Raw genomic sequence first — 24,796 nt, forward strand, 5'->3', positions numbered from 1 at the left:
CTTTCAGTGCCAAGCCTCGCATTTGCGCAGGAAGCCCCTCAGGCCGACGATACAGCGGAAGAAGAAATCGTTGTAACCGCGCAAGGCCGCAGCCAGCTATTGTCTGACGTGCCAGTCGCCATTTCCGCCGTTAATGCCGAAACCCTCCAAAATAGCGGCGCGAACGACATTCGCCAGTTGAACCAGGTTGCACCATCGTTGCTCGTGTCTTCGACAGGTTCGGAAGCCAATGGTTCTGCCCGTATTCGCGGTATTGGAACGGTCGGTGACAATCCCGGCCTCGAAAGCTCGGTCCCTGTTTTCATCGACGGCGTATACCGTTCGCGTTCGGGCATTGGTCTGAACGAACTCGGCGAAATCGACCGCGTTGAAGTGCAGCGTGGACCGCAAGGTACCTTGGGCGGACGTAACTCGTCGGCGGGCCTCATCAGCATATATTCCAAAAAGCCAAGCTTCACCTTTGGTGTTAATGGCGAGCTGACCTACGGCAATTATGACTTCATGCGCGCTGCAACCAGCATCACCGGCCCACTCTCGGACCAGGTCGCGTTCCGCGTTGATGGCGTTTATGTAAAGCGTGACGGTTTCTACCGTGACGACCAAAATGGCCGCGACATCAACAATCGTAACCGCTACTTCCTGCGCGGCCAGTTGTTGTTCCAACCAACCGATGCGCTGTCGGTACGTCTGATTGCAGACTATACCTCGCGAAACGAAGAATGCTGTGCCGCGACCTATGTGGACCGGTCCGTCAATCCATTCATTGGCGACCTGAACAACCCAAGCACGACCGGCGTGGCGTCAACAGCGACATCCAACAACATCGTCAACGTATTGCGTGACCTTGGCCAGCCATTGGCTGCGTTCAACCAAGGATTTGGCCGTCAGGTTTCTGTCAGCCCGAACCGCGTCTTCAGCGGCGAAACCAAAGATTATGGTTTCTCCGGCCAGGTCGATTATGATTTTGGCGGCGCAACTTTGACCTCGATTACCGCCTATCGCCAGTATCGCTCAGGTCAGGCTTCGGACACCGATTATGGTGAGGTCGACATTCTGTACCGTGCGCCGGGCGATGATGCCTATCGTCAATTCCACACCTTTACCCAGGAACTGCGTTTGCAGGGTGAAGCATTCGGCGGAAAGCTGGACTGGCTCGTCGGTGGCTTCTTCGCCAATGAAAAACTGACGGTTCGTGATAACCTGCGTTTCGGCAACCAATATGGCCGCTTTGCAACATGCCGCATCATTTCGGGTGGCGGTTTCGCCGGGCTATATTCGCCCACCAGCCCATCATGCGTCATCCCAGGCGTCGGCACAGCAACCATCGGTGGCGCTTCGGGTCTATCCGGCCCGGATATTCTGGCGGCGTTCACGCGGCTTGATAACCTTAATGATCTGGGCACCACCAACGACCGTTATTTCCAGAACGGCACGAACTTCGCGGCGTTCACGCACAACATCCTGCACATCACAGATGCGCTCGATCTGACGCTTGGCCTGCGCTACACCAGCGACAAGAAGAAGTTTGACGCCACCTTTGGCAATGACAACACCGTTTGTACGGCCGTCCAAGGCCTTGTGACCGACGACTTGGTGAACCCGCAGACAACGGCAACAGCGCGTGCACTTGCGGGTTCGTTGATTGGCCTGTCTTGTCAGGGCAACTCAACAGCGGAATTGAATGGCGTGTCTATCAATGACAAGCGCAGTGAAGACGAATTCACCGGCACCGCAATCCTGTCATGGAAAGCAACCGACGACCTGTTGGTCTATAGCAGCTTCGCCCGTGGATATAAGGCTGGTGGTTTCAACCTTGACCGTTCAGCACTGAAGTCACCAATCGGCACATTTGCAGCATCGGGCGGCGCGCAGGCGTTGACGGGCAGATTGCAATTCGACCCCGAATTGGTCGACAGCTATGAAATCGGTGCGAAATTCTCAAATGGTCCACTGGGCCTGAGCGTTTCTGCGTTCCGTTCGGACTTCAGCAATTTTCAGCTGAATACGTTCAATGGCACCGTATTCCTTGTGCAGTCGATCAACGGTTGCGGCACGGATTTGGCCGGCGCCGACCGTGACCAGAGCTTGTCGGCAGCAGGCTCCAACTTCAACGCAGCAGCGGCAACAACGGGCGCCTGTGCGCCAAGCGACGTGGGCTACGGCGTGCGCGCTGAAGGTGTCGAGTTGGAAGCATCCTTGGTGCCAGCACGCAACTTCCGCGTGGCGGCAGGTTTGACATATGCAAACACCAGCTATCGTGAAAATCTGGTCGGCAGCAAAACCGGCGCACCACTTGACCCCGCATTGCGTAAGTTGCCGGGCGACAATCTGTCCAACGCGCCAGAACTGGTTGCAACGTCAAGCGTCACATGGACTCCTGACATTGGCAGCAATGGCATGAGCGGCCTTGTGTATATCGACGGTCGTATGACCAGCGATTACAACACCGGTTCCGACCTGTTCCCGCAGAAAGAGCAAGATGGTTTCGCGGTATTCAACGCCCGTATCGGTCTTCGTGGTCCGGACGAAGGCTGGGGCATTGAGCTTTGGGGTCAGAACATCTTCAATCAAGATTATGCGCAGGTCGCGTTCAACTCGCCATTCCAGGCGGGTGCAACCTCGGCACCATTTGTGGATGGGCAATATCCCGGTGGTCGCCAGCTGATGTCGCACTTCCTTGCTGAGCCACGGACATATGGCATCACATTGCGCGGTAAGTTCTAAGAACTTCGCGAACCTAAACGAAAAAGGGCCTGCAGCGATGCGGGCCCTTTTTTGTTGGGTGGGTTGAAACGGGTGTTATGACGGGCGTTCTGGCACCATAGGGAACAGCGACCGCGACCCTATTCGTCATCCTGAACTTGTTTCAGGATAACATGCGACGTTCATGCGTTATCCTGAAACAAGTTCAGGATGACGATTTAAGGGTATTTCGGAACAGAGGCCTGCTCGAAAGCCTAGTTAAGACGTCCCAAACCCGACGCCCAGGAAGCCGGGCATGGGACCGTTCCATCCGTCATCGCCCGCTGGCGCAGCGCTTGGCTTTTGCGCTGCTTCAGCTTCAACCATTGGCGCTGCCTTTTTACGGGCGGGCTTGGGTTCCACTGGTGCCGCCGCTTCTGCGGGTGCGGACTTGGCTTTTGGCTCTGTTGGCTTGCGGCCGCGCTTTGCGGGTGCGCGCTCTTCGGGTTCACCCGATGGAGCCTCGATCTTGCCAAGACGTTCGATCTTGGTGCCAATCAGCTTTTCGATGTTTTCAATGGCTTCTTCATCGGCCTTGGTGACAAAGGTAAATGCCTTGCCCTTGGCACCGGCGCGGCCTGTGCGGCCAATGCGGTGGACGTAATCATCGGGGTGCCATGGCGCGTCAAAGTTGAACACATGGCTGACGCCCTTAACGTCAAGGCCGCGGGCGGCCACGTCGGACGCAACGAGCAGATTGATGTCACCGTTCTTAAACGCTTCCAATTGCTTCTGGCGAGACGCCTGATCAATGTCGCCGTGAATTTCGCCCGAACGCATACCATGGCGCTGCAGGCTGGTGTTCAATTCGCGCACCGTCGTCTTGCGGTTGCAGAAGATAATCGCGTTGGACACATCTTCCGTGCGCAAAAGATCGCGCAACACATCGCGCTTTTTCATCGGCGATACATTCACCAAAAACTGTTCGATATTGATATTGGCGGTCGCGGGACGCGCGACTTCGATATATTTCGGGTTCGACAGAAACTTGTCCGCCAGCTTCTTAATCGGCGGCGGCATCGTTGCCGAAAACAGCAATGTCTGACGCGTCGCCGGCAACTTTGTGCAGATATGTTCGATGTCGGGAATGAAGCCCATGTCCAACATACGGTCCGCTTCGTCGATGACGAGCATTTCGCAGCCCGTCAGCAAAATCTTACCGCGCTCGAACAAATCCATCAGTCGTCCGGGCGTCGCGATCAAAACATCAACGCCCTTTTCAAGCGCCTTCACTTGGTCGCCCATTTGAACACCGCCAATAAGCAGCGCCATCGATAGCTTGTGATATTTGCCGTATTTCTCGAAATTCTCGGCAACCTGCGCCGCAAGTTCACGCGTCGGTTCGAGAATGAGGCTGCGCGGCATGCGCGCACGCGCACGGCCATTGGCCAGCACATCGATCATCGGAAGGACGAAGCTCGCGGTTTTACCCGTGCCCGTCTGTGCGATTGCGATGATGTCACGCATCATCTGGACCTGCGGGATAGCAGCGGCCTGAATAGGGGTTGGCTCGTCATAGCCAGCCTCACTTAAGGCTCTCAATAATTCATCAGACAAGCCGATATCGGCAAAACGCATATGTTGTTCCGGAAAAGAAGATGCTGTGCCACCGGTGCCAAAGCCATAGCGACGAGGGTCGGCATTGGTCTCTGCGGGCAGAAATGTCAAGGTAATTGGCCGAATGCGCCCGGCGCTATCGCGGTATCAACAATCGGAATTTATCGATCGCGCATTTTGCCCCGGTGCGGGCATGCAACACATCCCGATCCACGCATAATTTGCCGTCATATGACCGCTCCATATAAGCGCCCGCATAAAACTCCCGCGCCAGACAACCGTCACCCAAATAAGCGCGGATAAGGATGCCGTCGCGCGTCAACAGGTCGAGCGTGCGGTCGGGTCCGGGACGCGATCCGCCCAGTCTGTCGACCCAAAGGCATTTGCCGATTTTCTTTTCTTTATATTGCAGCTTTGCGACCGATTGCCGCTGTGCGCCCACGGCCGCTGGCGCCGACGCGGGGCTCGGCAAACGAATGATGATGCGTTGGTCAATGCGCACTTGGTCAAATTCGGTATTCAACCTGACGAACGGCGCGAACGGATTGTGCGCCATGTCGACATTAAAATCGGCCCAAGCCTTTTGCGACACGGTTGTCAGGCCGGCCGCAAGCAGGATTATGGCAAAAACTATGCGCAAGAAACATTCCGGTATGAAGTTGAAGTTCTGCCGACTTTACCCGATAGGGTTGAACGTATCATGAATTAAATGCCCTGAACCTTTGCACATAATGGGAAATACCGTGCCAGATGTAAACGCCTTATCCGAGCTTCGCTCTATTTTAGGACCAAAGGGCTATTCGGATGATCAGGACGTCATATCCCCATGGCTGACCGACTGGCGTGGCCGATTTACAGGCGCCGCCGCAGCATTGCTTTCACCGGCCACCACCGAAGAAGTTGCCGCAATTGTGCGGATTGCCGCGAAGTATCGGCTGTCACTGGTTCCACAGGGCGGCAATAGCGGGATGGTCGCCGGGGCCACGCCAAACAGCAGCGGCGATCAACTGATCCTTTCGATGCGGCGGATGAACAATATCACCGCGATAGATGCAGACGCCGGCCTGATAAGCTGCGAAGCGGGTGTCATCTTGCAGAACCTGCATGAAGCCGCCGCGCAGGCCGGACGGCGCTTTCCACTCACGCTTGGGGGCAAGGGGTCGGCAACCGTTGGCGGTCTGATTTCGACCAACGCGGGCGGCACGCAAGTGTTGCGGCACGGCACAATGCGTTTGCTCGTTGCGGGTCTTGAGGCTGTTCTGCCCGATGGCTCGATTTATGACGCCATGGCGCCGTTGAAAAAAGACAATCGCGGCTATGACCTGAAACAACTGCTGATCGGGGGTGAAGGCACGATTGGCGTTGTGACCAAGGCCGTGCTGCAAACCGTGCCCGCGCTTATTGACCGCTGCGTCGTGTGGGCGGGCATTGATAGCCCGCAACAGGCATATGAACTTTTGCTGTTCATGCAGAAACATGGGCGCGATCGTTTGGAGGGCTTTGAGATCCTTCCCCAACGCGCACTTGCTGCCGTGCTCACGCATATTTCGGGCACACGGCCGCCGGTCGACACCACGCACCGCTGGCATGCTTTGATGGAATTTGTGCAGGACGACCCTGCCCAGTCCAGCCCCGGCGAGCTGGCCATGCATCTGCTTGAAGATGCGATCGCCCATAATTTGCTCGAAAACGCGACGATCGCGAGCAGCGACATGCAGGCAGAAGCTTTTTGGAAAATTCGCGATTCGATTGCGGAGGCCGAACGTGCCGCCGGCGCCGCGCTGCAGCATGATATCAGCGTTCCGGTCGCGGCCATGGCGCGCTTCATTGAGGAAGAATCGCCGCGTATCGAAGCGGACTACCCCGGAACCAAGACCGTTGCGTTCGGACATTTGGGCGATGGCAACATCCATTTCCATGTAAAAGCCCCCGAAGGCGTCGATGTCACGGCTTGGTACGCCGAAGATGGCAAGGCGATCACGTCGCACGTCTATGATCGCGTGCGCGCTTATGGCGGTTCATTGTCGGCTGAACATGGCATTGGCCAATCCAAAATCGACGAATTCGCGCGGCTTGCCGAGCCTGCCCGGCTTTCGGCGCTGCGGGCCATTAAAAGCGCGTTCGATCCGCTTGGCATTATGAACCCCGGCAAGCTTGTTCCACTTGCGTAAAGGCTGCTGTCCGACTAAAGCGCCGCATTAAATTTTTGCCCCATAACAAGCACTGGAGTTTCACATGGCCACAGCGCCCCAAGCCGCCAACTTGCCGCTTCTGTACAAAGACCTCATCCCGCTCAACAGCAACGATCACCTCACGTGGAAATCGCGCCTGTTGGAGAATGCAAAGTTCCTTGAAGGGCAGCATGCGATCCCGTTGACGATCGAAGAGTTCGTCCCAGCATCGCGCACCTATCCCATCATTTTTTCCGCAACAGACAATCCTGTTCCGCTGGTCCTGATGGGCATGAACGAAGGCGTAAACACTTTCATGAACGAGGAAGGCTTTTTCGAGCGTCCCGTTTACGTCCCTGCATATGTCCGCCGCTATCCATTCTTGTTGGCCAAGCTGCGTCCCGACACCGAAGAGCTGTCCTTGTGCTTTGACCCCACATCGGGCGCCGTTGGTGAATTCGAAGAAGGCACGCCCTTGTTCGACGATGGCAAGCCAAGCGAAAACACACAGGCTATTTTGAAATTCTGCGAAGAATTCGAAAATGCCGGTGCGCAAACCCACGCCTTTGTTGAAGAGCTGCAAAAGCTTGACCTGTTAATGGACGGCGAAGTGTCGATCCAACAAGAAGGTCAGGAACAGCCATTCATCTACCGTGGTTTCAAAATGATCGACGAAGCGAAACTGCGCGAATTGCGCGGCGACACCGTCCGCAAGCTGAACCAGAATGGCATCCTTGCACTCATCCACGCACATCTGTTCTCGTTGCAGTTAATGCGGGAAATATTTGCAGTTCAGGTTGCACAAGGTAAGGTACCGCAGGTGACGGAACTGCCTTCGACCTAATCAGGCCAAATGCTTCATGCCGTCACTGTCCATCAAGGGAAGTGACGGCATGGCAAAATATAGCAAAATCGCGATCCTGTTTCACTGGCTGATTGCCATATTGATCGGCGCCAACATCTTGTTGGCAAATTTGGGCGAAGGTCTGCCCCGCGCCGCGCGCGCTGCCTATATGAGCCCGCATAAGGCCATTGGCATTTCCATCTTGATACTGACCATTGGCCGCATTTTATGGCGCCTGACCCACCGCCCGCCTGCGCTGCCTGATAAGGTCGCGGGTTGGCAGGCCAAAGCCGGCCATAGCGCCCATATATTATTCTACGTCCTGATGATCGCCATGCCGCTGACCGGTTGGCTGATGATCGGCGCCAAGGGCAACGCTGCGCCTGTTGATTTCTTTGGCCTGTTCACGCTCGATATGGCGGTTGGCAAAAATGCGATGCTGGCGGACATCGGGAATGAGGGGCATGAGATATTGGTCGCGCCGCTGATCATTCTCATCGGCTTGCATATTTTGGGCGCTTTGAAGCATCAGTTCATCGACAAAATGCCCTTTATCCAAAGAATGTGGCCTTAAACGGGCGTTGGTGCCGTCAACATAGCCAGCGCAACAACTGCCCGCACCAATGCCTCGCCTTAACGGCATTGGGCCAGAATGTTTTTGCTCTGACTTGAAACTGCAATGCTCAGGTCCCATTCTTGGGTCTGGACGGAGACTTCCCCTCCCGTTTCTGTCCAACGATGCCCTAACCGGCATCAACTCCCTGAACCTCGGCCACCCCGGAGCAGTCCGGGGTGGTTTTTTTATGCGAATCGGGTTGATTTATTCAGCAGCAATCAACGCAGAGGAACCAAGCGCCTCGTCCGCCAAAGCCTCCACCAATCCGGCTATCAATAACTTCATCGGTTCAACGCCAGCCCCAGGCTGCCGCAAATCCGCATCAAGATAGAGCGACCGGTCCACTTCCAACTGGATCGCATGGATATTGGCACGCGGCCTGGCATGGCGGCGCAGGATATAATCCCCGGCATAAGGGTGGTTGAGCGCAGCGGTAAAGCCGTGCCCCTGCAAACGGGACATCAGCAACTCGGCATATTGCGAGGCTGCACTTTTGCCGAACCGGTCGCCAATTACAAATTGCGGCCCCGCGCCTGTTGCAGGGTTGTGGAGCGGCGGCATGCTGTGCACATCCAGCAGGATCGCGACCCCGAATTTTTGCCGCATATTTTCAAGCACCGTCCATACGGCCAGATGATAGGGCCGATGCAGCGCCGCAATGCGGTCATGGATATCGTCTAAAGTGAACTGGCGCTTCCACAAATCGCCTTCGCCCGACAATCGGCGCGGCACAAGGCCAAGGCCGCCGCGCTGCTTCACGCCGGGCGGCGGATAATCCGCGCGCTGTGCGCCTTGGACCATCTCAACATCGATATCCTGTTCATCGCGGTTCAGGTCGATCCAGGCGCGTGCGCGGTGGGCGACGATGACCGGATGGCCAAACTGCACCGAACGGCGCACCAATAGATCGGCATAGCGATCCTCAAGCCGGACAAGCGATGCCGGCGGCACGCGCAGCGCGTCAATGACAGCTGCGGGATAGTCGCGTCCCGCGTGCGGCACAGACAGCAACACAGGCACGGACATATTCTCCGTTCCCCACATTGCAAATCCGGATGCCGATATGTCCAACACGCCCTCTTTATGAGACTAAAATATGTTGTTGGCAGGTTTTGCGCAAAATGGTGAAAAAAAATTAAGCCTCTGCAATTATAGATACAGCCGGCGCCGCAATTTGGCGCCCCAAAAGATGTTTAAGGATTATGTATGACCCGCATTCTGCTCGCCGAAGATGAACAGGCCATGCGCGAATATCTCGCGCGCGCGCTGGAACGGTCGGGCTATGATGTGGTCGCGGTCGACCGCGGCACAGCGGCGGCGCCCTTGCTGGAACAAGAACATTTCGATCTGCTGCTCACCGATATTGTGATGCCCGAAATGGACGGCATTGAACTCGCGCGCCACTGTAACCGCGTGTCTCCGGGCACGGAGGTCATGTTTATCACCGGCTTTTCGGCCGTGGCACTGCGCGCGAGCGCGTCCATGCCAAGCGCCAAAATATTGTCCAAACCCTTCCATTTGAAAGACCTTGTCCTTGAAGTCGAACGGCTGTTTTCCAAGGAAAGTTTTGGCGAGCTGAAATAGGCTTGAATGATAGCAAAAGCCCAGCTAGAGGCTGCGGCATAATGGGCGTATAGCTCAGCGGTAGAGCACTGCATTGACATTGCAGGGGTCGCAAGTTCAAACCTTGCTACGCCCACCATTTAAAAACCCCGCCGTCCGAATGGAACGGCGGGGTTTTTTATTTTCCCACCGACCGGGGGGCATAAAACTTTTGCTGTTTTTCAAGCGATTGAGTTCCCACGTCCACGACAAAACAACGCAAAAAAACCCAGTTATCGTGAGATAACTGGGTGAAGTGGAGATCATGAATCGCATCATGCTCTCTGGGTCACTCAAGCAATGTCACCCGCTTGAATCTCTTGATTACGTATCATCAGCTTCCCATTTGCCATTGCCGCGCTTAGCCATGGCTACTCCGCAATAGTTGCATTTCGAAACTGGAAAACTCCCACCCATCTTCGCGTGTTTGCGACTGCGGACGTGCGCGTTGAACCTACAAAAAAATATGCGTCTTATAGCTTTATGAATCATATTTTGCTCTGAACCGCCCCATCTAGTCCCATGATCCTGTGCCCGCTGCTCCAGCAGGGAAAAGTTGATTTGACGCAAAATGAAAATGTCTTATAAACCTTCTTAGATAACAGTTACTTCGCCAAGCGGCGGCAATGCAAGTAAAACCTTTCAAAATTGAAACCATTTTGGAGGCATCGTGCCATCGAGGGGCAGAAAGGCGAATGACATGACGAGACCGCCACCGCCGTCCTTTGTCCGACTGCTGGATATGCTGAATGCGATTAGGCAGCTGTCACCTTTTGACACGTTAAATGCGGACGAAGGCTTGCTGCTGGATGCGCTGATCGTGAAATGGCACGAGCGTGACGATATCATGGTCAGCGAAGTGATGAGCGATGCACGCTTCGGTTCGCAGCCGACAGCGTATCGCAGGATAATCGCCCTGCGCGACAAAGGGCTAGTTTGTTTGCGCACCGACAGCAAAGATAAGCGTGTGAAATTCGTGGAACCAACGAAGCTCGCAAGAGATTACATGGCGAGCATTAGTGAAGGCATTGCGGCTCTTGGGCAATCTCCGCGAACTGTATGACGGCTAAGTTCAAGGATTGGTTGGGGTGGGTTCTACTTGTAATCGGCTTAGGGCTGGCGTGGTATGGCTTGGCTTCAGCAAATGATTATGTTTTTCAGCATTTAGCCCTAAATCCTAATGCTCACCTCATATATCTGCCTGCAGCGTTACGCATTATCTATCCTCTCGTTTTTCGGGAGGCAGGCGTTTTCGGCATTATTATTGGCAGCTACCTTGTCGTCCAAGACCGAGTAAACGATGGCTTACGATTAAGCGATGGCTTACTAGAAATTGTTTCTTTGTCTGTAATGTCGGGCTTAGCTCCACTCATCGGCATCGCTATTTTCAAGATGCTATTTACGACGAAGCCAGATTTAGCTGATTTAAAAACGGTTCATTTCTTTGCATTGGGATCGTTGTGCGCAGCATCAAACGCTTTGCTTCATAACCTTTATTATACTCTTTCAGGGCACGCAGTGCTGCCACTGGAACTTGCGAGCACGATTTTTATCGGCGATGTCGCGGGTACTGTAATAGTCCTGTCGATACTCTCGTTTGCGCTGACATTTTTCATTTCACGTCGCCGCGTGTAAACCCCAGCGCGATTTCGGCTGCGCCTTGCAGCTTTAATTTTCCCTCGCTAAGTCAATACCATGAACCTTGCATCCCTTCTCGCCCAATTCGAACCGGGCGCCGCATCGCACAAGATATCCATCCCCGCCACTTGGCATCAGGGGCGCACCTCTTATGGTGGCTTAAGTTCGGCGCTGGCCTATCAAGCGGCCAAGCTGACTGCGGAGGATTTACCGCCGCTCCAGTCCGCACAAATCGCATTTGTGGGTCCCTTGGCCGGTGATGTTGAGGTGCAGGCCAATATCCTGCGTCGCGGTAAGAACACGGCATTTATCAAGGCGGACATCATGGGCGCAGATGGCATTGGCCTGACCTGCACGTTCATTTTCATGAACCGTCGGCAGAGCCATTTGGACTATATCAACGTCGCCCAGCCCGCATTTCCGCCACTTCCGACCGCGGGCAATGTACGCAGCGGCCCGCCTGAGTTTTTCACGGGCCATATGCAATATCCGGACAAGCGGCTCGAACTGGGGTTGGCCACCAACCGGCTCGCCAGCTGGCATCGCTTCACCGAACATGACGGGCTTGACCATATTGCAGAGCTTATCTGCATTGGGGACGCATTGCCGCCGTCTGCGATGGGGTTGATGACCGAAAAGGGCATGGTGAGCTCCATGAACTGGCAGATCAACATGCTGACGGATACGCCGACGACCGAAGATGGATGGTGGTATCTGTCCAGCGAAACGCATCACGCCGCCAACGGCGCAAGCAGCCAATATATGACCACATGGAACAGCCGCGGTGAAGCTGTGCTTACCGGCATGCAGTCAGTGGCAATTTTCGCTTAAGCAGCCTGTTTGGCGCGGACAAAGCGCATGGCAAACATCACAAGACCAATAACGATAAAATTATCGACAAAGGTTTTGTAGAACAGCCAATTGTCCGTCGTCAGCAATTTTGCAGCGCCATAATTCAGCGCCGCCATGATCAGGCCGATAACGCCCATGACGATAGCAAAGCGGCCCGCATGGATATCCGAATAGGGCATATACCGCGCTAAACCTTTGCCGATATAAGGGCCGCCGCGCGCGCCATCGATAATGAAAAAACTGGCGGCGATTAATCCAGTGATTGTGCCGCGTAATTTTATCCACTCATCATCGTTCAGCCAAACTGCGAGGCCGGCCGAAATGCAGAGCATCAAGATACCGAAGAGCGCAAGCCCGCCGGTGACATCAATTTTCGTTATGCGCTGGAACAGGACGAGCCCGAACCCGACGACCACGCCTACAATCGCAGCGGTCTGCAAATCGGTGAACTTTGCAACAAAGTAGAACAATAGGCCCGTGATGATATCAATGGCAAATGGCAGGCGGTTGTGGCGCGCAAATACGCCGCCGTTCACTTCTGCTCCCTGCGCGGCCATGCCTTACCCTAACGCCGCCTGTTTTTCCTCAGCGAGGCGGTCGAGTTCGGCGCGGCTTTTCTTTTCGCTGGACGATTTCAGCTGGCCGCACGCCGCCATGATATCGCGGCCGCGCGGTGTGCGCACGGGCGCGCTGATGCCGGCTTCGAAAATGATGCTGGAAAAACGCTTGATGCGTTCTGGATCCGAACATTCGTAGATCGCGCCGGGCCATGGGTTGAACGGTATCAGATTGACCTTTGCCGGCAGTTTATACTGGCGGATGAGGCTGACGAGCTCGCGCGCATCTTCGTCGCTGTCATTCTTGTCCTTCAACATCACATATTCAAATGTAATGCGCCGCGCGTTGCTGACGCCGGGATATTCGGCGCAAGCGCGCAAAAGTTCATCAATGCCATATTTGCGGTTGATGGGGACGATTTCGTCTCGGATTTCCTTGGTCACCGCGTGCAGCGAGACCGCGAGGTTTACGTTAATTTCTTCGCCCGCGCGCGCCATCATCGGCACAACGCCAGACGTCGAAAGCGTAATGCGGCGGCGCGACAGGCCAAGGCCATCGCCATGCATAACGATCTTCATCGCGTCGCGGACATTGTCGAAATTATACAAAGGCTCGCCCATGCCCATCAACACGATGTTTGTGAGCATACGGCCGTCGGCGGTGTAATGGCCGACATCATCATCCTCATCATCGTCCGCCACCGACGCCATATTGCCCTTTGGCCATTCGCCAAGCGCATCGCGCGCCAGCATGACCTGCCCGACAATCTCGCCCGGTGTCAGGTTGCGCACCAGTCGCATCGTACCCGTATGACAGAAACGGCAGTTGAGCGTGCAGCCCACCTGCGATGAGATACACAAGGTGCCGCGATCCGCATCGGGAATGAACACCATTTCATAATCTTGGGCATCATCGGTGCGCAAAAGCCATTTGCGCGTGCCATCTGTTGAAACCTGCGCCTCGACCACCTCTGGCCGGCCAATGACAAAGCGGTCGGCAAGCCAAGGGCGCATGGTTTTGGCGATGTCGGTCATCGCTTCAAAATCGGTCACGCCGCGATGGTATATCCAATGAAACACCTGCTTTGACCGCAGCTTTGCCGCCTTTTCATCCAACTGCGATTCTTCAAACAGCTGACGAATTTGGAGATGGTTCAAGCCCAAAAGGTCAATTCGGCCATCCGCACGCTGCGTAATCGCGCGTGGGGTGACAACGGGGTCTATATGGCCGGGAATCTGCATGATGGCCGCGCGTATACGCAATGAATCGTCGAAATGCCAGCTATGCTATCGCACAGCACATCCCAACGCCGCCGCATCAATTGCACTGGGCGCACCGCGCAATGCGTAGCCATCGACAATCGACTTGCCATCGCGGCCAATCGTTTCGATGCTGAGCGACGTTGCCGAGCGGATGGCGGCGATAATGGCCAAGTCCATCCGCCGGTCCGCCGCCCATGCCGCGTTGCTGTCGGCCTTTAACCGAAAGCGCCTGCCGCCCGCGGTCAATGTCACGCCGCTATTGGCCGCCCGATCACGCGACAGCCGCACGTAAAGCTGGTGCGTCACCCTGCGCTTTGGCCAAAAACCGATGGAGACATAAGCCGCCCGCGTTGGTGGACGTATCGTCTCGTCGGGTTCCGAAATCGCATAGCAGCGGGGGGTATCCGGGTCACGAAACGCCGCCCACCCTTGATATACGCCAAGCCGGTCTTTGGCAGACAGCGGCGCGGCAACCGCAAACGTCAACGCAAGCATAAAAAGCATGTGCTTTCCGGCGAATGCCGGAATCCAGCGCGGCGCTACGCCGGGTTGTTCTGGGCTCCTGCCTTCGCAGGAGACCACATCATGTGGGGTGACAAACCTCAAGCACGTTCCCCGGCGCCGTCGCCATCAATCACCAGCGTTTCGACACCATCGCGGATCATCACCATGCTGCCCTGCGCAAGGCTGTGGGCGATGGGCGCGCCAAAGCGTTCCATGGGCTCCAGCCCCAGCAATACCCCGCGCAGCACGCGTGCCGTCATACCATGGCAAATGATCAGCATGTCCTGTTCAAAGCTTTGATCCGCTATCCAGTGACGCAGCCGCTGCGCGACATCGTCGTAAAATTCGCCACCGTCGGGACGCACGGAAAACAGCTTGTGCTCTATATCGACGATTGGGCCGATTTCCGCGGATATGTCGGCATAGGTCCGGCTCGACCACAGGCCCACGTCAATTTCCAGCAGCCGGTCGTCGCGCATCGTTTGGTGCCAGTCGGCGTCGATTTCCTCTGCGACCAAGGCAAGCGTCTGCAACGCGCGCCCAGCGGTGGACGACCAAAGCTGCGGCGTGGGGTCGTCGCCCAGATAGTTTGCCAACGCACGGCCCATCGCGCGCGCTTGCACGCAACCTTCCCATGTCAGCGGGGTATGCAGCTCCGCCTGGCCCTGCATCCGCGCAATTTTGTTAAACACCGTCTCCCCATGCCGTGCGATGAAAAGCCGTCTACCGTTTGTTGAAATCGTCATAATGGCCTTATTCCACAGGATATTCTTCGACGCAAAACCTATCGGCTTGCCCTGCTGGCCAAAGCGGTTATGGAAGAGTCGCCATAGAAATAGGGATTTTTGGCTGCTTTATGCCCGCCATGCCCGATAAGGGGAATTTGAATGAGAGCCACGATCGAACGCGCGACCCTGCTGAAAAGCCTGAGCCACGTCCAATCCGTTGTGGAACGGCGCAACACTATCCCCATTTTGTCGAACGTCCTGATCGAAGCCAGCGAAGGCGGCAAGATCAAGCTGACCGCGACGGACCTTGATTTGCAAGTCGTTGAAACCTTTGCAGCCGATGTCGAAACCCCCGGTGCAACCACCGTTTCGGCGCACACCTTGTTCGAAATCGCGCGCAAATTGCCCGAAGGTTCGCAAGTCCAATTGCACGCCGCAGATGGCCGCATGGCGGTGAACGCTGGCCGCGCGCGCTTCTCGCTCGCAACGCTGCCGCGTGAGGATTTCCCAACAATCGCAGAGGGCGAATTGCCCACCTCGTTCGAAATTCCCGCAAGCTCGCTGATCCAAATCATCGACAAGACGCGCTTTGCGATATCGACCGAAGAAACGCGTTATTATCTCAACGGTATTTTCCTGCACGTCACCGACGATGCCGATCCTGTGTTGAAGGCAGCGGCCACCGATGGCCACCGCCTCGCCCGCGTCACGCTGCCGCGTCCGGCTGGCGCAGAAAATATGCCCGACATCATCGTGCCACGCAAATGCGTCGCCGAAATCCGCAAGCTGCTTGACGAAAGCGGCGGCAATGTCATCCAGATCGATCTGTCGGCGAGCAAAATCCGCTTCACCTTTGACAGCGTCATCCTGACATCAAAGCTGATTGACGGCACATTCCCCGATTACAGCCGCGTCATTCCAACCGCGAATGACAAGCTGCTGCGCATCGACCCCAAGGCATTCAGCCAAGGCGTTGACCGCGTGGCGACCATCGCCACCGAAAAAACCCGCGCTGTCAAAATGGCGCTCGATAAAGACAAGATCACTTTGTCGGTCACCAGCCCTGAAAACGGCACAGCCGCCGAAGAAGTGTCGGGCCAATATAGCAGCGACGGCTTCGAAATCGGCTTCAACGCACGTTATTTGATGGACATACTGGGCGAAATCGAAGGCGACATCGTCGAGCTTCACTTGGCCGACGCCAGCGCCCCAACGCTCATTCGCGAGAATGACAAGTCAGCGGCGCTGTACGTTTTGATGCCAATGCGCGTCTAATAAATGGAGTGGCTTCCGCGCTGGAAGCCCTCCCTTATTCCGCCGCTTCCGCCATATCGATGCTCTGCGGACCGCGCACCACGATACCGGGCAAAGCGCCCGTCATCGCGCCATCACGGAATGTGACAACGCCCGATTTTATCGTCGCGGCATAGCCTTCAGCCTTTTGCAGCAATCTTTTGCCTCCCGCTGGAAGGTCGAACGCCAACCATGGCTTCAACAATTTCAACGCATCAAAATCGATGACGTTGATATCGGCCAGATAGCCGGGTTTCAGCACACCGCGATCATTCAGCCCATAAAGCCGCGCCGTGTCGTGGCATTGCCGCTTGACGGCCAGTTCGAGCGGTATTGTTCCGGCCTTACGGTCACGCGCCCAGTAACTGAGCAGAAATGTCGGTGACGCCGCGTCGCAAATGGTCCCGCAATGCGCGCCGCCGTCGGAGAGCGACGCGACGATATCATCTCGCTGGAGCAGCTCTTTGGTGAAGTCCAAATTGCCATCCATATAATTCAATATCGGCAGGTAAATCATGCCGTTGCCATCGTCGGCCATCAACTGGTCATAGGCGTATTCGGCGCTTTCTTTGCCTGCAGCTTGCGCAAAGCCGAAGACGCTTTCTTCGCGTGTGGGTTCATAGCTAAAGCCATCGCCGAGCGGGAATTGCATCGCCCATGCGGCGGTGACCAGCATGAAGAATGGGGCCATATCGACCGAAGGCGGCGGCAAATTATCCTCCGCCAACATCGCTGCCTTAAACGCCGGGTCGGACAGCTTCGCCTTTTGTTCGTCCCACGACAGTCCGGCGATTTTCTGCCAGCTTGGTTTGCGCATGAATGGGTGCACCGTGCCGCGCCAGTTCATGATGACGCCGATACCGCGCAGGCCAATCGCCGCGACGAGGTTCGCGCCATTGTCATTGGCATGGCACATCCCTGCCATTTGTTCGGTCCACGGCATTTGCTTGATGGGCGATTGCAACATGGTGAAGGCGATGGGCAGCCCCGTTTCGCGGCTTAACCGGCCCATCCAGCCGAACTCGTCCCATTCTTCCAAGAAATCGGTGGTGAGCTCAAACACCCCATGCCCGACTTTGCCCATGGCGCGGCCGATGCCCACCAGTTCGGGTTCGGTCGCCGTGGTCCCGGGGACAAGTTCGCCGTCAATCGATTTGTGCAGCACCGTGCGGGATGTGGAAAAACCCAAAGCCCCTGCGCGCAAGCCTTCCTCCACCAGCCGCGCCATTTCGGCGATGTCGGCTTCGGTTGGCTCCTCATTATCCGCGCCGCGCTGTCCCATGACAAAGGCGCGGAGTGCGCCGTGCGGAACTTGCGTGCCAATATCGATAGTGCGCGGCAGGCGTTCGAGCGCGTCAAGATAATCGGGAAAGCTTTCCCAATCCCATTTCATCCCCTCGGCGAGCGCGGTGCCGGGAATATCCTCGACACCCTCCATCAGGCCGATCAACCAATCATGCTTGTCCTTTTTCGCGGGCGCAAAGCCAACGCCGCAATTGCCCATGACGACCGTGGTGACGCCATGCCAGCTCGACGGACCCATCTCGCTGTCCCACGTTGCCTGGCCGTCATAATGGGTATGGATATCGACAAACCCCGGCGCGACGATTTTGCCGGACGCATCAATCTCTTCGCGGCCCGAAGCGCTGATTTGGCCCATAGCGGTAATGATGCCGCCATCGACCGCAATATCGGCAACAAAGCGCGGCGCGCCCGTGCCATCAACGACCGTTCCACCGCGAATGACCAAATCATGCATATCGACTCTCCTCTTCCTAAAGGAGAGCCTATCAGACTTAATCGGACGGTTAAAGTGGGGTCGCGTTGATCACGATTGCTCGGTGAAATTACGCTTTACGCTGTCCCAGCAAGCGCAGGCGAAGGGCGTTCAGTTTGATGAAGCCCGCCGCATCCTTTTGGTCATAAGCGCCAGCGTCGTCCTCAAACGTCACAACTTTTTCGCTGTACAGGCTGTTGGGCGATTTGCGGCCAACAACACTCGCCAGACCCTTATACAGCTTCAGCCGCACGGTGCCGGACACCAAGGTCTGCGAATGGTCAATCGCGGCTTGCAGCATCTCGCGCTCGGGCGAGAACCAGAAGCCATTATAGATAAGCTCGGCATATTTCGGCATCAGCTCATCCTTAAGATGCGCTGCGCCGCGATCGAGCGTGATGCTTTCAATACCGCGATGGGCACGGGCATAAATCTCGCCACCGGGCGTTTCATACATGCCGCGCGATTTCATGCCGACAAAGCGGTTCTCGACCAGATCAAGGCGGCCAATGCCATGCTTGCGGCCAAGATCATTCAGCGCAGCCAACAAAGTCGCGGGCGACATCGCTTCGCCGTTCAGCGCGACGCCGTCGCCCTTTTCAAAATCGATGGTGATATATTCGGGCGTGTCTGGCGCATCCTCTGGATTGACGGTGCGCGAGTACACATAATCGGGCGTTTCGTCCCATGGGTCCTCAAGCACTTTGCCTTCGGACGAAGTGTGCAACAGGTTGGCGTCGGTCGAAAACGGGCTTTCGCCGCGCTTGTCCTTGGGCACAGGGATCTGGTGCTGTTCGGCCCATTCGATCAGCCGTGTCCGGCTCGTCAGGTCCCACTCACGCCAAGGGGCAATCACCTTGATGTCGGGGTTCAGCGCATAGGCCGAAAGTTCGAACCGCACCTGATCATTGCCCTTGCCCGTTGCGCCATGCGCAATCGCGTCCGCGCCGGTTTCGGCGGCAATCTCGATCAACCGTTTGGAAATGAGCGGACGGGCAATCGATGTACCCAACAAATAGTCACCTTCATACCGCGCATTGGCGCGCATCATTGGAAAGACGAAATCGCGCACAAATTCTTCGCGCAAATCATCGATATAGATATGGTGATCGGGCACGCCCATCAGCACAGCCTTTTCGCGTGCTGGCCCAAGCTCTTCGCCCTGCCCCAGATCGGCGGTGAAGGTGACGACTTCGCAGCCATATTCTACCTGTAGCCATTTCAGGATGACGCTGGTGTCGAGCCCGCCCGAATATGCGAGGACGACTTTTTTAACGCTGTCTTTGGTCATATCATTTTCCGAAGCTGAATATCCGCCGCGCGCCTAACAGCTTAGGCGGGGTTCGACAACTCCCACAACTGCCAAAGCCCCAGAAAGAGGAACATCGACGCCGCAATCCTATGCACAATGCGCAGCGAAACCTTTTCCACCAGCTTCTCACCCAGATAGACCGCAGGGACATTGGCGATCATCATGCCCAATGTTGTTCCGGCCGCAACCACCAGCACGGCATGATATTGCGCGCCAAGCGCGATTGTTGCGACTTGCGTCTTATCGCCCATCTCGACCAAGAAAAACGCGATTGTCGTCGCAACAAATGCCCCGCGCTGCGATGCGACTTTCATATCGTCGTCAACCTTGTCGGGAATAAGCGTCCAGGCCGCCATCAGGATGAAACCAATGGCGACCGCAATGCGAAATGTATCGCTCATGAAGACACTGGCAAGCGCACTGCCCGCCCATGCCGCGAGCGCGTGATTGGCCATTGTCGCGGCAAAAATGCCGGCGATGACCGGCAGCGGCTTTTTAAACCGTGTCGCCAGCAATATGGCGAGCAGCATTGTTTTGTCGCCGATTTCGGCAACGGCAACAAGCAAGGTAGATGCGAAGAAAATTTCCATAATGCTTTCCGGATCAGGCAGTTAAAAACGCAATGCCACCCACAACCCCGCGCGGCCGAGTGATAATGATGTTTAGCGGGCGATCAACAATGTTGCGTCGGCATATCTGTGCAGCACTATCGCTTGTCAACAAGATGCTGGGTCAGTTTCATGGCCCATCCCTTACCCGCAATTAAACGCTTTTGCACCGTCCAAACTATCGCTAGAGAGGCCGCAATAACAACAATATCTCCCCAGGCACCACGTCCCACTGGAGCCAAAGTCATGACTGAATATGTAACCCGCGCAAACCTGCAGGTCGCCGATGAACTCGCGCGTTTCGTTGAAAGCCGCGCGCTGTCGGGCACGGGCATAGCCGCTGATGCTTTATGGTCGGGGCTAGCCGATATTCTGGAGCGGTTTGTGCCGGTGAACCACGCGCTGCTCGCCAAACGCGACGCGCTGCAAACCCAAATCGATGCCTGGCACAAGGCCAATCCCGGACCGATCAGCGATATGCCGGCCTATCAGGCATTTTTGCGCGACATTGGTTATCTCGTGGCTGAACCAGCGCCATTCGCCATTGGCACGCAAAATGTCGACGCGGAAATCGCGACGATGGCCGGGCCGCAGTTAGTCGTGCCGAGCCTCAACGACCGCTTCGTGCTCAACGCCGCCAATGCCCGTTGGGGCAGCCTATATGATGCCTTATATGGCACCGATGCGCTCGATGCCCCGCCGGCCCGCGCGGGTGGCTATGATGCGGATCGCGGCGCGGCCGTCATCGCTTATGCGCGCAATTTCCTGAACCACAGCATCCCCGGTTGGGAAGCCGTGTTGTCAGGCGGGACGTCCGATTTCTTCGTTGCCCAAACCGCATCGGGTGCCACGAAACGCTATCTGTTCAAACAGAATGGCTTGCATATCGAGATATTGGTTGATCCCGCGCACCCCATTGGTGCGACCGACGAACTGCATATCGCCGATGTCATCCTTGAAGCTGCGCTAACCACGATCATTGATCTGGAAGACTCGGTCGCTGCCGTCGACGCGCAGGACAAGGTTGCGGCATATACCAACTGGCTTGGCCTGATGCGTGGTGATCTGGTTGCGTCCTTCGACAAAGGCGGGCGGACAATGACCCGCGCGCTTGAGGCGGACCGCAATTATGACGGCCTTACCCTTGCTGGCCGCAGCTTGATGTTCGTGCGCAATGTCGGGCATCTGATGACCAACCCGGCGGTACTGTTGCCCGATGGCAGCGAAGCGCCCGAGGGCATTCTCGACGCATTGTTCACCTCTTTATGCGCGCTGCATGACCTGAAAGGTCTTGGCACGCATCGCAACAGCCGCGCCGGTTCAATCTACATCGTAAAACCCAAGATGCACGGCCCCGAAGAAGCCGCGCTGACCAACGCTTTGTTCGATGCGGTTGAAGATGTGCTTGGCCTTGCGCGCCACACCATCAAGGTCGGCGTGATGGACGAAGAACGCCGCACCAGCGCCAACCTTGCGGCCTGCATTCACGCGGTGAAAGACCGGATCGTCTTCATCAACACCGGCTTCCTTGATCGCACCGGCGACGAAATGCACACCGCGATGCAGGCCGGCCCCATGATCCGCAAGGCGGAGATGAAAGCGAGCAGCTGGATCCAAGCCTATGAGGCGCGCAACGTCCAAATCGGCCTTGCCTGTGGTCTTTCGGGTAAGGCGCAAATCGGCAAAGGCATGTGGGCCGCGCCCGATATGATGGCCGACATGATGGTGCAGAAAATCGGGCATCCCAAGGCTGGTGCCAACACTGCATGGGTCCCCTCACCTACCGCAGCAACGCTGCACGCGATGCATTATCACCAGTTTGACGTCTTTGCGCGGCAGGCTGAATTGGCACAGGAACCGACGCCGGGCCTTGATCCCTTGTTGACCATTCCCGTTGCGCCCGTCGGCCATAATTGGTCCGATGAAGAGGTCACGCAAGAGCTTGAGAACAACGCACAGGGCATACTTGGCTATGTCGTTCGCTGGATTGACCAAGGCGTCGGCTGTTCAAAGGTCCCCGACATTCACGACATCGGCCTGATGGAAGACCGCGCCACTTTGCGCATTTCGTCGCAGCATATCGCCAACTGGCTGCTCCACGGCATTGCGACCGAGGCGCAGGTGGACGCCGCGCTCACCAAAATGGCGGCGAAGGTCGACGCGCAAAATGCGGGCGATCCGCTTTACGAAAAGCTCACATCGGGCAGCATCGCATTGAAGGCCGCCCGTGCGCTCATCTTCGAAGGCGTGGCGCAGCCCAATGGCTATACCGAACCATTGCTGCACAAATTCCGACAGGAGAAGAAAGCAGGGGCTTAACGTGCCTCGGCTTTTTTAAGCTGCTCCGCTTTCCATTCCATCGCCCGGCGCACGCGGTTTTCAACCGACGGGTGCGAGTAGAATATCACCTCTTGCAACGCCGATGGCCGCGGGTAGCGATATTCGGCGGTCTTCACCAACGCGCCTGCAAGCGCATCGGGCAAATTCGCCGTCCGAAGCGAATAAGCATCGGCCTCGCTTTCGCCGACACGCGTCACGCTGTTGACCACCGGCTGCGCAAACAGGCCCAGAACCGAGACGATCAGCAACAATATCGGTAATCCTTCGGGGTCGCCGATGGTCGCTTTGCTGCCAAATAAGGCCGCGACCCGGTTGAACAACCGGTCGGCCAGAAAGAAACCAAGCATCGCAATGAACACAATGGCGAAGACCATCCGCCAGACATGGCCAAGAACATAATGCCCAATCTCATGCCCCGTTACGGCCTTCACCTCGTCCAATGACGCCTGCTTGAGCGCAACGTCGGAAATCGCAATCCGCGCCGAACCAAAAACGCCCGAGACATTGGCGGTGAAGTTGTTCGATTGGCGTGAGCCATCAAACATCAGCACACGGTCATGCGGAATATTGGCTTCGTCCGCCATTTCAAGCAACGCCGTCCGCACTGGCCCCGCAGGGACCGGCTTATATTCGTTGAACATCGGCTCAATCACCACAGGCGCGAGCAATATCGTCGCCGCCGCTGCAAAAGCCGCAAGGCCACCGGACCATATCCACCATGTTTTGCCTGCACGGCGGATAAGCGCATAGACGCCGAGGAAAAACAGCCCGCCCAATATGCTCGACAGCGCGATGCCAATGGCATTTTGCGCGAGGAAGTCAGACAATGGCTGATCCGTCCGGCCATAGGATCGTTCAAAACCCCATTGCTCGTAAATGCCCCATGGCAGGCTGATGACGGCCGAAATGACGAAAAAGGCAACGCAAATTGTCCATGTCCGCAATGCCCAGCCGCGATTTTGCAGTTTCGCCGACAGGCGGTCGAGCAGGCCCGGGCGTACAATAATCCATGTTACAATGGCGGTGACAACCAACCCCGCCAACAACATCCAATGCGTGGCGATGGTATAGCTTTCGGCCTTTTGCAGCGCCTCTGGCCCCAGACTGTCAATATAACGCGCGGTCTCTGTCGCTGGATCAAATGCCATGCCTATTCCCTCCGATATGCTGTGTTAGTTATATCACACAGCATGGACATGCAACCGCATCTTGCGGACGGGCGGCATATGGGGGTTTATGGCGTGGGGGCCGCCTTGGTTTAAACGCCCGCCAATTTACGCAACAGCGTCGATAAACCGCTCCGCATCGAGAGCAGCCATACAGCCCGTGCCCGCGCTGGTGCATGCTTGGCGATAGATATGGTCCATCACATCGCCGCAGGCAAATACGCCGGGGACGCTTGTTTCCGTTGCTTGACCCTCTGAACCGCCGCGCACCTTGATATAGCCGCCGGCCATATCCAGATGCCCTTCGAAAATGCCGGTATTTGGCTTGTGCCCGATGGCGATGAATACGCCATGCAGTTCGATATCTTCGGTCCCGCTGCCGTCGGTCGCGGCGATGCGCATGCCCGTGACACCCATCGCGTCGCCCAGAACCTCATCCAATCTATGGTTCCATTTGATCGTAATTTTGCCTTCGGCTTCGCGCGCGAACAGGCGGTCTTGCAAGATCTTCTCCGCCTTCAATTTGTCGCGGCGGTGGACCAAGGTCACATGGCTTGCGATATTGGCTAGGTACAGCGCCTCTTCGACCGCGGTGTTGCCGCCGCCGATGACGGCGACGGGCTTGTTGCGGTAAAAAAAGCCGTCGCAGGTTGCGCAGGCCGATACGCCCTTGCCCATGAACGCAGTTTCGCTCGGCAGGCCAAGATATTGCGCGCTTGCCCCCGTGGCGATGATGACCGCGTCGGCGGTGTAATCACCCGCGCCACCCGTCAGGACAAAGGGCCGCTTCGAAAAATCGACCTTTTCAATATAGTCATTTTCAATCCGCGTGCCGAAACGTTCGGCGTGCTTGCGCATCCGTTCCATCAACTCGGGGCCCATGACGCCCGCATCATCACCTGGCCAGTTGTCGACTTCGGTCGTGGTCATCAACTGCCCGCCGATTTCAACACCGGTAATCATCATGGGCGTCAGATTGGCGCGCGCGGCATAGACCGCCGCGGTGTATCCGGCTGGACCGGAACCGATAATGATAACGGGGGCGTGGCGATTTTCGGTCATGGACGGTCTTTCTGATTCTGTTCGGTTCGGACATAAGCACAGCCACCGCTTTGGCCAAGTGCGCCGCCCGACTTATCCCCATTAAATTAGCGCTTCACATTATGACGTCGGCAACTTATCAGGCGGGCCGAAACACGGGTTTAGGGAGCATTTTCATGGCTAAA

22 protein-coding genes and 1 tRNA gene are annotated in these 24,796 nt (G+C 56.4%); 11 read left to right on the forward strand and 12 right to left on the reverse strand.

Features of this window, described 5'->3' with window-relative positions:
* The first annotated feature begins 6 nt into the window (after positions 1-6).
* Positions 7-2,724 carry a TonB-dependent receptor gene (locus ACIQ0G_RS03470; RefSeq protein WP_397576726.1) on the forward strand — a complete coding sequence of 906 codons (2,718 nt, stop codon included), beginning with the start codon at positions 7-9 and terminating at the stop codon, positions 2,722-2,724.
* Between the two features lie 237 nt (positions 2,725-2,961).
* On the opposite strand, the gene ACIQ0G_RS03475 is transcribed toward ACIQ0G_RS03470, so the two are convergent.
* Both ACIQ0G_RS03475 and ACIQ0G_RS03480 read right to left on the reverse strand, forming a co-directional pair.
* Positions 2,962-4,320, reverse strand: coding sequence for a DEAD/DEAH box helicase (locus ACIQ0G_RS03475; RefSeq protein ID WP_397576727.1), 1,359 nt, complete (start codon positions 4,318-4,320; stop codon positions 2,962-2,964).
* Positions 4,321-4,435: 115 nt separating this feature from the next.
* Positions 4,436-4,939, reverse strand: a complete 504-nt coding sequence (locus tag ACIQ0G_RS03480; RefSeq protein WP_397576711.1) for a hypothetical protein — start codon at positions 4,937-4,939, stop codon at positions 4,436-4,438.
* 103 nt (positions 4,940-5,042) lie between these two features.
* Here ACIQ0G_RS03480 and ACIQ0G_RS03485 point away from each other — a divergent pair, with 103 nt between their 5' ends.
* The 3 genes from ACIQ0G_RS03485 to ACIQ0G_RS03495 all read left to right on the forward strand — a co-directional run bounded on the left by ACIQ0G_RS03485 (position 5,043) and on the right by ACIQ0G_RS03495 (position 7,888).
* Positions 5,043-6,470: an FAD-binding oxidoreductase gene (locus ACIQ0G_RS03485; protein WP_397576712.1), complete on the forward strand. Its 1,428-nt coding sequence runs from the start codon at positions 5,043-5,045 to the stop codon at positions 6,468-6,470.
* Between the two features lie 64 nt (positions 6,471-6,534).
* Positions 6,535-7,314 carry a SapC family protein gene (locus ACIQ0G_RS03490; RefSeq protein WP_397576713.1) on the forward strand — a complete coding sequence of 260 codons (780 nt, stop codon included), beginning with the start codon at positions 6,535-6,537 and terminating at the stop codon, positions 7,312-7,314.
* Between the two features lie 49 nt (positions 7,315-7,363).
* Positions 7,364-7,888 (forward strand): cytochrome b, encoded by a 525-nt coding sequence (locus ACIQ0G_RS03495; protein ID WP_397576714.1) that lies wholly within the window; start codon positions 7,364-7,366, stop codon positions 7,886-7,888.
* A gap of 246 nt (positions 7,889-8,134) precedes the next feature.
* On the opposite strand, the gene ACIQ0G_RS03500 is transcribed toward ACIQ0G_RS03495, so the two are convergent.
* Entirely contained in the window at positions 8,135-8,956 is an 822-nt protein-coding gene (locus ACIQ0G_RS03500) for an N-formylglutamate amidohydrolase (RefSeq protein ID WP_397576715.1), read from the reverse strand.
* A gap of 180 nt (positions 8,957-9,136) precedes the next feature.
* Here ACIQ0G_RS03500 and cpdR point away from each other — a divergent pair, with 180 nt between their 5' ends.
* The 5 genes from cpdR to ACIQ0G_RS03525 all read left to right on the forward strand — a co-directional run bounded on the left by cpdR (position 9,137) and on the right by ACIQ0G_RS03525 (position 12,001).
* Positions 9,137-9,514 carry a cell cycle two-component system response regulator CpdR gene (gene cpdR, locus ACIQ0G_RS03505; protein WP_395629058.1) on the forward strand — a complete coding sequence of 126 codons (378 nt, stop codon included), beginning with the start codon at positions 9,137-9,139 and terminating at the stop codon, positions 9,512-9,514.
* 43 nt (positions 9,515-9,557) lie between these two features.
* Positions 9,558-9,632 (forward strand) — tRNA-Val (locus ACIQ0G_RS03510).
* A 600-nt stretch (positions 9,633-10,232) separates the two neighbouring features.
* The gene (locus tag ACIQ0G_RS03515; protein WP_397576716.1) at positions 10,233-10,595 is read left to right on the forward strand and encodes a hypothetical protein; all 363 of its coding nucleotides are present in this window, start codon (positions 10,233-10,235) and stop codon (positions 10,593-10,595) included.
* A complete protein-coding gene (locus tag ACIQ0G_RS03520; protein ID WP_397576717.1) occupies positions 10,592-11,167 on the forward strand; it encodes a hypothetical protein in 576 nt (191 codons plus the stop codon). The genes ACIQ0G_RS03515 and ACIQ0G_RS03520 overlap by 4 nt, the downstream gene beginning before the upstream one ends.
* 60 nt (positions 11,168-11,227) lie before the next feature.
* Entirely contained in the window at positions 11,228-12,001 is a 774-nt protein-coding gene (locus ACIQ0G_RS03525; RefSeq protein ID WP_397576718.1) for a thioesterase family protein, read from the forward strand.
* Here ACIQ0G_RS03525 and ACIQ0G_RS03530 read toward each other — a convergent pair.
* The 4 genes from ACIQ0G_RS03530 to ACIQ0G_RS03545 form a co-directional block, all read right to left on the reverse strand.
* Positions 11,998-12,579 (reverse strand): septation protein IspZ, encoded by a 582-nt coding sequence (locus ACIQ0G_RS03530; protein ID WP_397576719.1) that lies wholly within the window; start codon positions 12,577-12,579, stop codon positions 11,998-12,000. The genes ACIQ0G_RS03525 and ACIQ0G_RS03530 overlap by 4 nt on opposite strands.
* 3 nt (positions 12,580-12,582) lie before the next feature.
* Positions 12,583-13,821, reverse strand: coding sequence for a 23S rRNA (adenine(2503)-C(2))-methyltransferase RlmN (gene rlmN, locus ACIQ0G_RS03535; RefSeq protein WP_306063957.1), 1,239 nt, complete (start codon positions 13,819-13,821; stop codon positions 12,583-12,585).
* A gap of 45 nt (positions 13,822-13,866) precedes the next feature.
* Positions 13,867-14,346 carry a hypothetical protein gene (locus ACIQ0G_RS03540; protein WP_397576720.1) on the reverse strand — a complete coding sequence of 160 codons (480 nt, stop codon included), beginning with the start codon at positions 14,344-14,346 and terminating at the stop codon, positions 13,867-13,869.
* 98 nt (positions 14,347-14,444) lie between these two features.
* Positions 14,445-15,092, reverse strand: a complete 648-nt coding sequence (locus ACIQ0G_RS03545; RefSeq protein WP_397576721.1) for a histidine phosphatase family protein — start codon at positions 15,090-15,092, stop codon at positions 14,445-14,447.
* A gap of 141 nt (positions 15,093-15,233) precedes the next feature.
* Between ACIQ0G_RS03545 and dnaN the strand changes: the two genes are divergently transcribed.
* Entirely contained in the window at positions 15,234-16,349 is a 1,116-nt protein-coding gene (gene dnaN / locus ACIQ0G_RS03550; RefSeq protein ID WP_324477822.1) for a DNA polymerase III subunit beta, read from the forward strand.
* A gap of 34 nt (positions 16,350-16,383) precedes the next feature.
* Here dnaN and ACIQ0G_RS03555 read toward each other — a convergent pair whose 3' ends face one another.
* The 3 genes from ACIQ0G_RS03555 to ACIQ0G_RS03565 all read right to left on the reverse strand — a co-directional run bounded on the left by ACIQ0G_RS03555 (position 16,384) and on the right by ACIQ0G_RS03565 (position 20,046).
* Positions 16,384-18,126, reverse strand: a complete 1,743-nt coding sequence (locus ACIQ0G_RS03555; protein ID WP_397576722.1) for an amidohydrolase family protein — start codon at positions 18,124-18,126, stop codon at positions 16,384-16,386.
* Between the two features lie 88 nt (positions 18,127-18,214).
* On the reverse strand, positions 18,215-19,435 hold the full coding sequence (locus ACIQ0G_RS03560; protein WP_183941779.1) for an argininosuccinate synthase: 1,221 nt from the start codon (positions 19,433-19,435) through the stop codon (positions 18,215-18,217).
* A 41-nt stretch (positions 19,436-19,476) separates the two neighbouring features.
* Positions 19,477-20,046 carry a TMEM165/GDT1 family protein gene (locus ACIQ0G_RS03565; RefSeq protein ID WP_324477817.1) on the reverse strand — a complete coding sequence of 190 codons (570 nt, stop codon included), beginning with the start codon at positions 20,044-20,046 and terminating at the stop codon, positions 19,477-19,479.
* 264 nt (positions 20,047-20,310) lie between these two features.
* On the opposite strand from ACIQ0G_RS03565, the gene ACIQ0G_RS03570 reads away from it, so the two are divergent.
* Complete coding sequence (locus ACIQ0G_RS03570; RefSeq protein WP_397576723.1) at positions 20,311-22,383, forward strand: malate synthase G; 2,073 nt, start codon at positions 20,311-20,313, stop codon at positions 22,381-22,383.
* Here ACIQ0G_RS03570 and ACIQ0G_RS03575 read toward each other — a convergent pair.
* Both ACIQ0G_RS03575 and trxB read right to left on the reverse strand, forming a co-directional pair.
* Positions 22,380-23,552 carry a M48 family metallopeptidase gene (locus tag ACIQ0G_RS03575; protein WP_397576724.1) on the reverse strand — a complete coding sequence of 391 codons (1,173 nt, stop codon included), beginning with the start codon at positions 23,550-23,552 and terminating at the stop codon, positions 22,380-22,382. The genes ACIQ0G_RS03570 and ACIQ0G_RS03575 overlap by 4 nt on opposite strands.
* 126 nt (positions 23,553-23,678) lie before the next feature.
* Entirely contained in the window at positions 23,679-24,632 is a 954-nt protein-coding gene (gene trxB, locus ACIQ0G_RS03580; RefSeq protein ID WP_397576725.1) for a thioredoxin-disulfide reductase, read from the reverse strand.
* Positions 24,633-24,796: the final 164 nt, after the last annotated feature.

It is taken from the genome of Sphingorhabdus sp. (assembly GCF_044354325.1).
GTDB lineage: Bacteria > Pseudomonadota > Alphaproteobacteria > Sphingomonadales > Sphingomonadaceae > Sphingorhabdus_B.

Bases quoted from the DNA above. Each gene is read 5' to 3' on its own strand.
- ACIQ0G_RS03475 (WP_397576727.1), bottom strand. From the start codon at position 4,320: ATGCGTTTTGCCGATATCGGCTTGTCTGATGAATTATTGAGAGCCTTA.
- ACIQ0G_RS03490 (WP_397576713.1), top strand. From the start codon at position 6,535: ATGGCCACAGCGCCCCAAGCCGCCAACTTGCCGCTTCTGTACAAAGAC.
- ACIQ0G_RS03495 (WP_397576714.1), top strand. From the start codon at position 7,364: ATGGCAAAATATAGCAAAATCGCGATCCTGTTTCACTGGCTGATTGCC.
- ACIQ0G_RS03500 (WP_397576715.1), bottom strand. From the start codon at position 8,956: ATGTCCGTGCCTGTGTTGCTGTCTGTGCCGCACGCGGGACGCGACTAT.
- cpdR (WP_395629058.1), top strand. From the start codon at position 9,137: ATGACCCGCATTCTGCTCGCCGAAGATGAACAGGCCATGCGCGAATAT.
- ACIQ0G_RS03515 (WP_397576716.1), top strand. From the start codon at position 10,233: ATGACGAGACCGCCACCGCCGTCCTTTGTCCGACTGCTGGATATGCTG.
- ACIQ0G_RS03520 (WP_397576717.1), top strand. From the start codon at position 10,592: ATGACGGCTAAGTTCAAGGATTGGTTGGGGTGGGTTCTACTTGTAATC.
- ACIQ0G_RS03525 (WP_397576718.1), top strand. From the start codon at position 11,228: ATGAACCTTGCATCCCTTCTCGCCCAATTCGAACCGGGCGCCGCATCG.
- ACIQ0G_RS03530 (WP_397576719.1), bottom strand. From the start codon at position 12,579: ATGGCCGCGCAGGGAGCAGAAGTGAACGGCGGCGTATTTGCGCGCCAC.
- rlmN (WP_306063957.1), bottom strand. From the start codon at position 13,821: ATGCAGATTCCCGGCCATATAGACCCCGTTGTCACCCCACGCGCGATT.
- ACIQ0G_RS03540 (WP_397576720.1), bottom strand. From the start codon at position 14,346: ATGCTTTTTATGCTTGCGTTGACGTTTGCGGTTGCCGCGCCGCTGTCT.
- ACIQ0G_RS03545 (WP_397576721.1), bottom strand. From the start codon at position 15,092: ATGACGATTTCAACAAACGGTAGACGGCTTTTCATCGCACGGCATGGG.
- dnaN (WP_324477822.1), top strand. From the start codon at position 15,234: ATGAGAGCCACGATCGAACGCGCGACCCTGCTGAAAAGCCTGAGCCAC.
- ACIQ0G_RS03555 (WP_397576722.1), bottom strand. From the start codon at position 18,126: ATGCATGATTTGGTCATTCGCGGTGGAACGGTCGTTGATGGCACGGGC.
- ACIQ0G_RS03560 (WP_183941779.1), bottom strand. From the start codon at position 19,435: ATGACCAAAGACAGCGTTAAAAAAGTCGTCCTCGCATATTCGGGCGGG.
- ACIQ0G_RS03565 (WP_324477817.1), bottom strand. From the start codon at position 20,046: ATGGAAATTTTCTTCGCATCTACCTTGCTTGTTGCCGTTGCCGAAATC.
- ACIQ0G_RS03570 (WP_397576723.1), top strand. From the start codon at position 20,311: ATGACTGAATATGTAACCCGCGCAAACCTGCAGGTCGCCGATGAACTC.
- ACIQ0G_RS03575 (WP_397576724.1), bottom strand. From the start codon at position 23,552: ATGGCATTTGATCCAGCGACAGAGACCGCGCGTTATATTGACAGTCTG.
- trxB (WP_397576725.1), bottom strand. From the start codon at position 24,632: ATGACCGAAAATCGCCACGCCCCCGTTATCATTATCGGTTCCGGTCCA.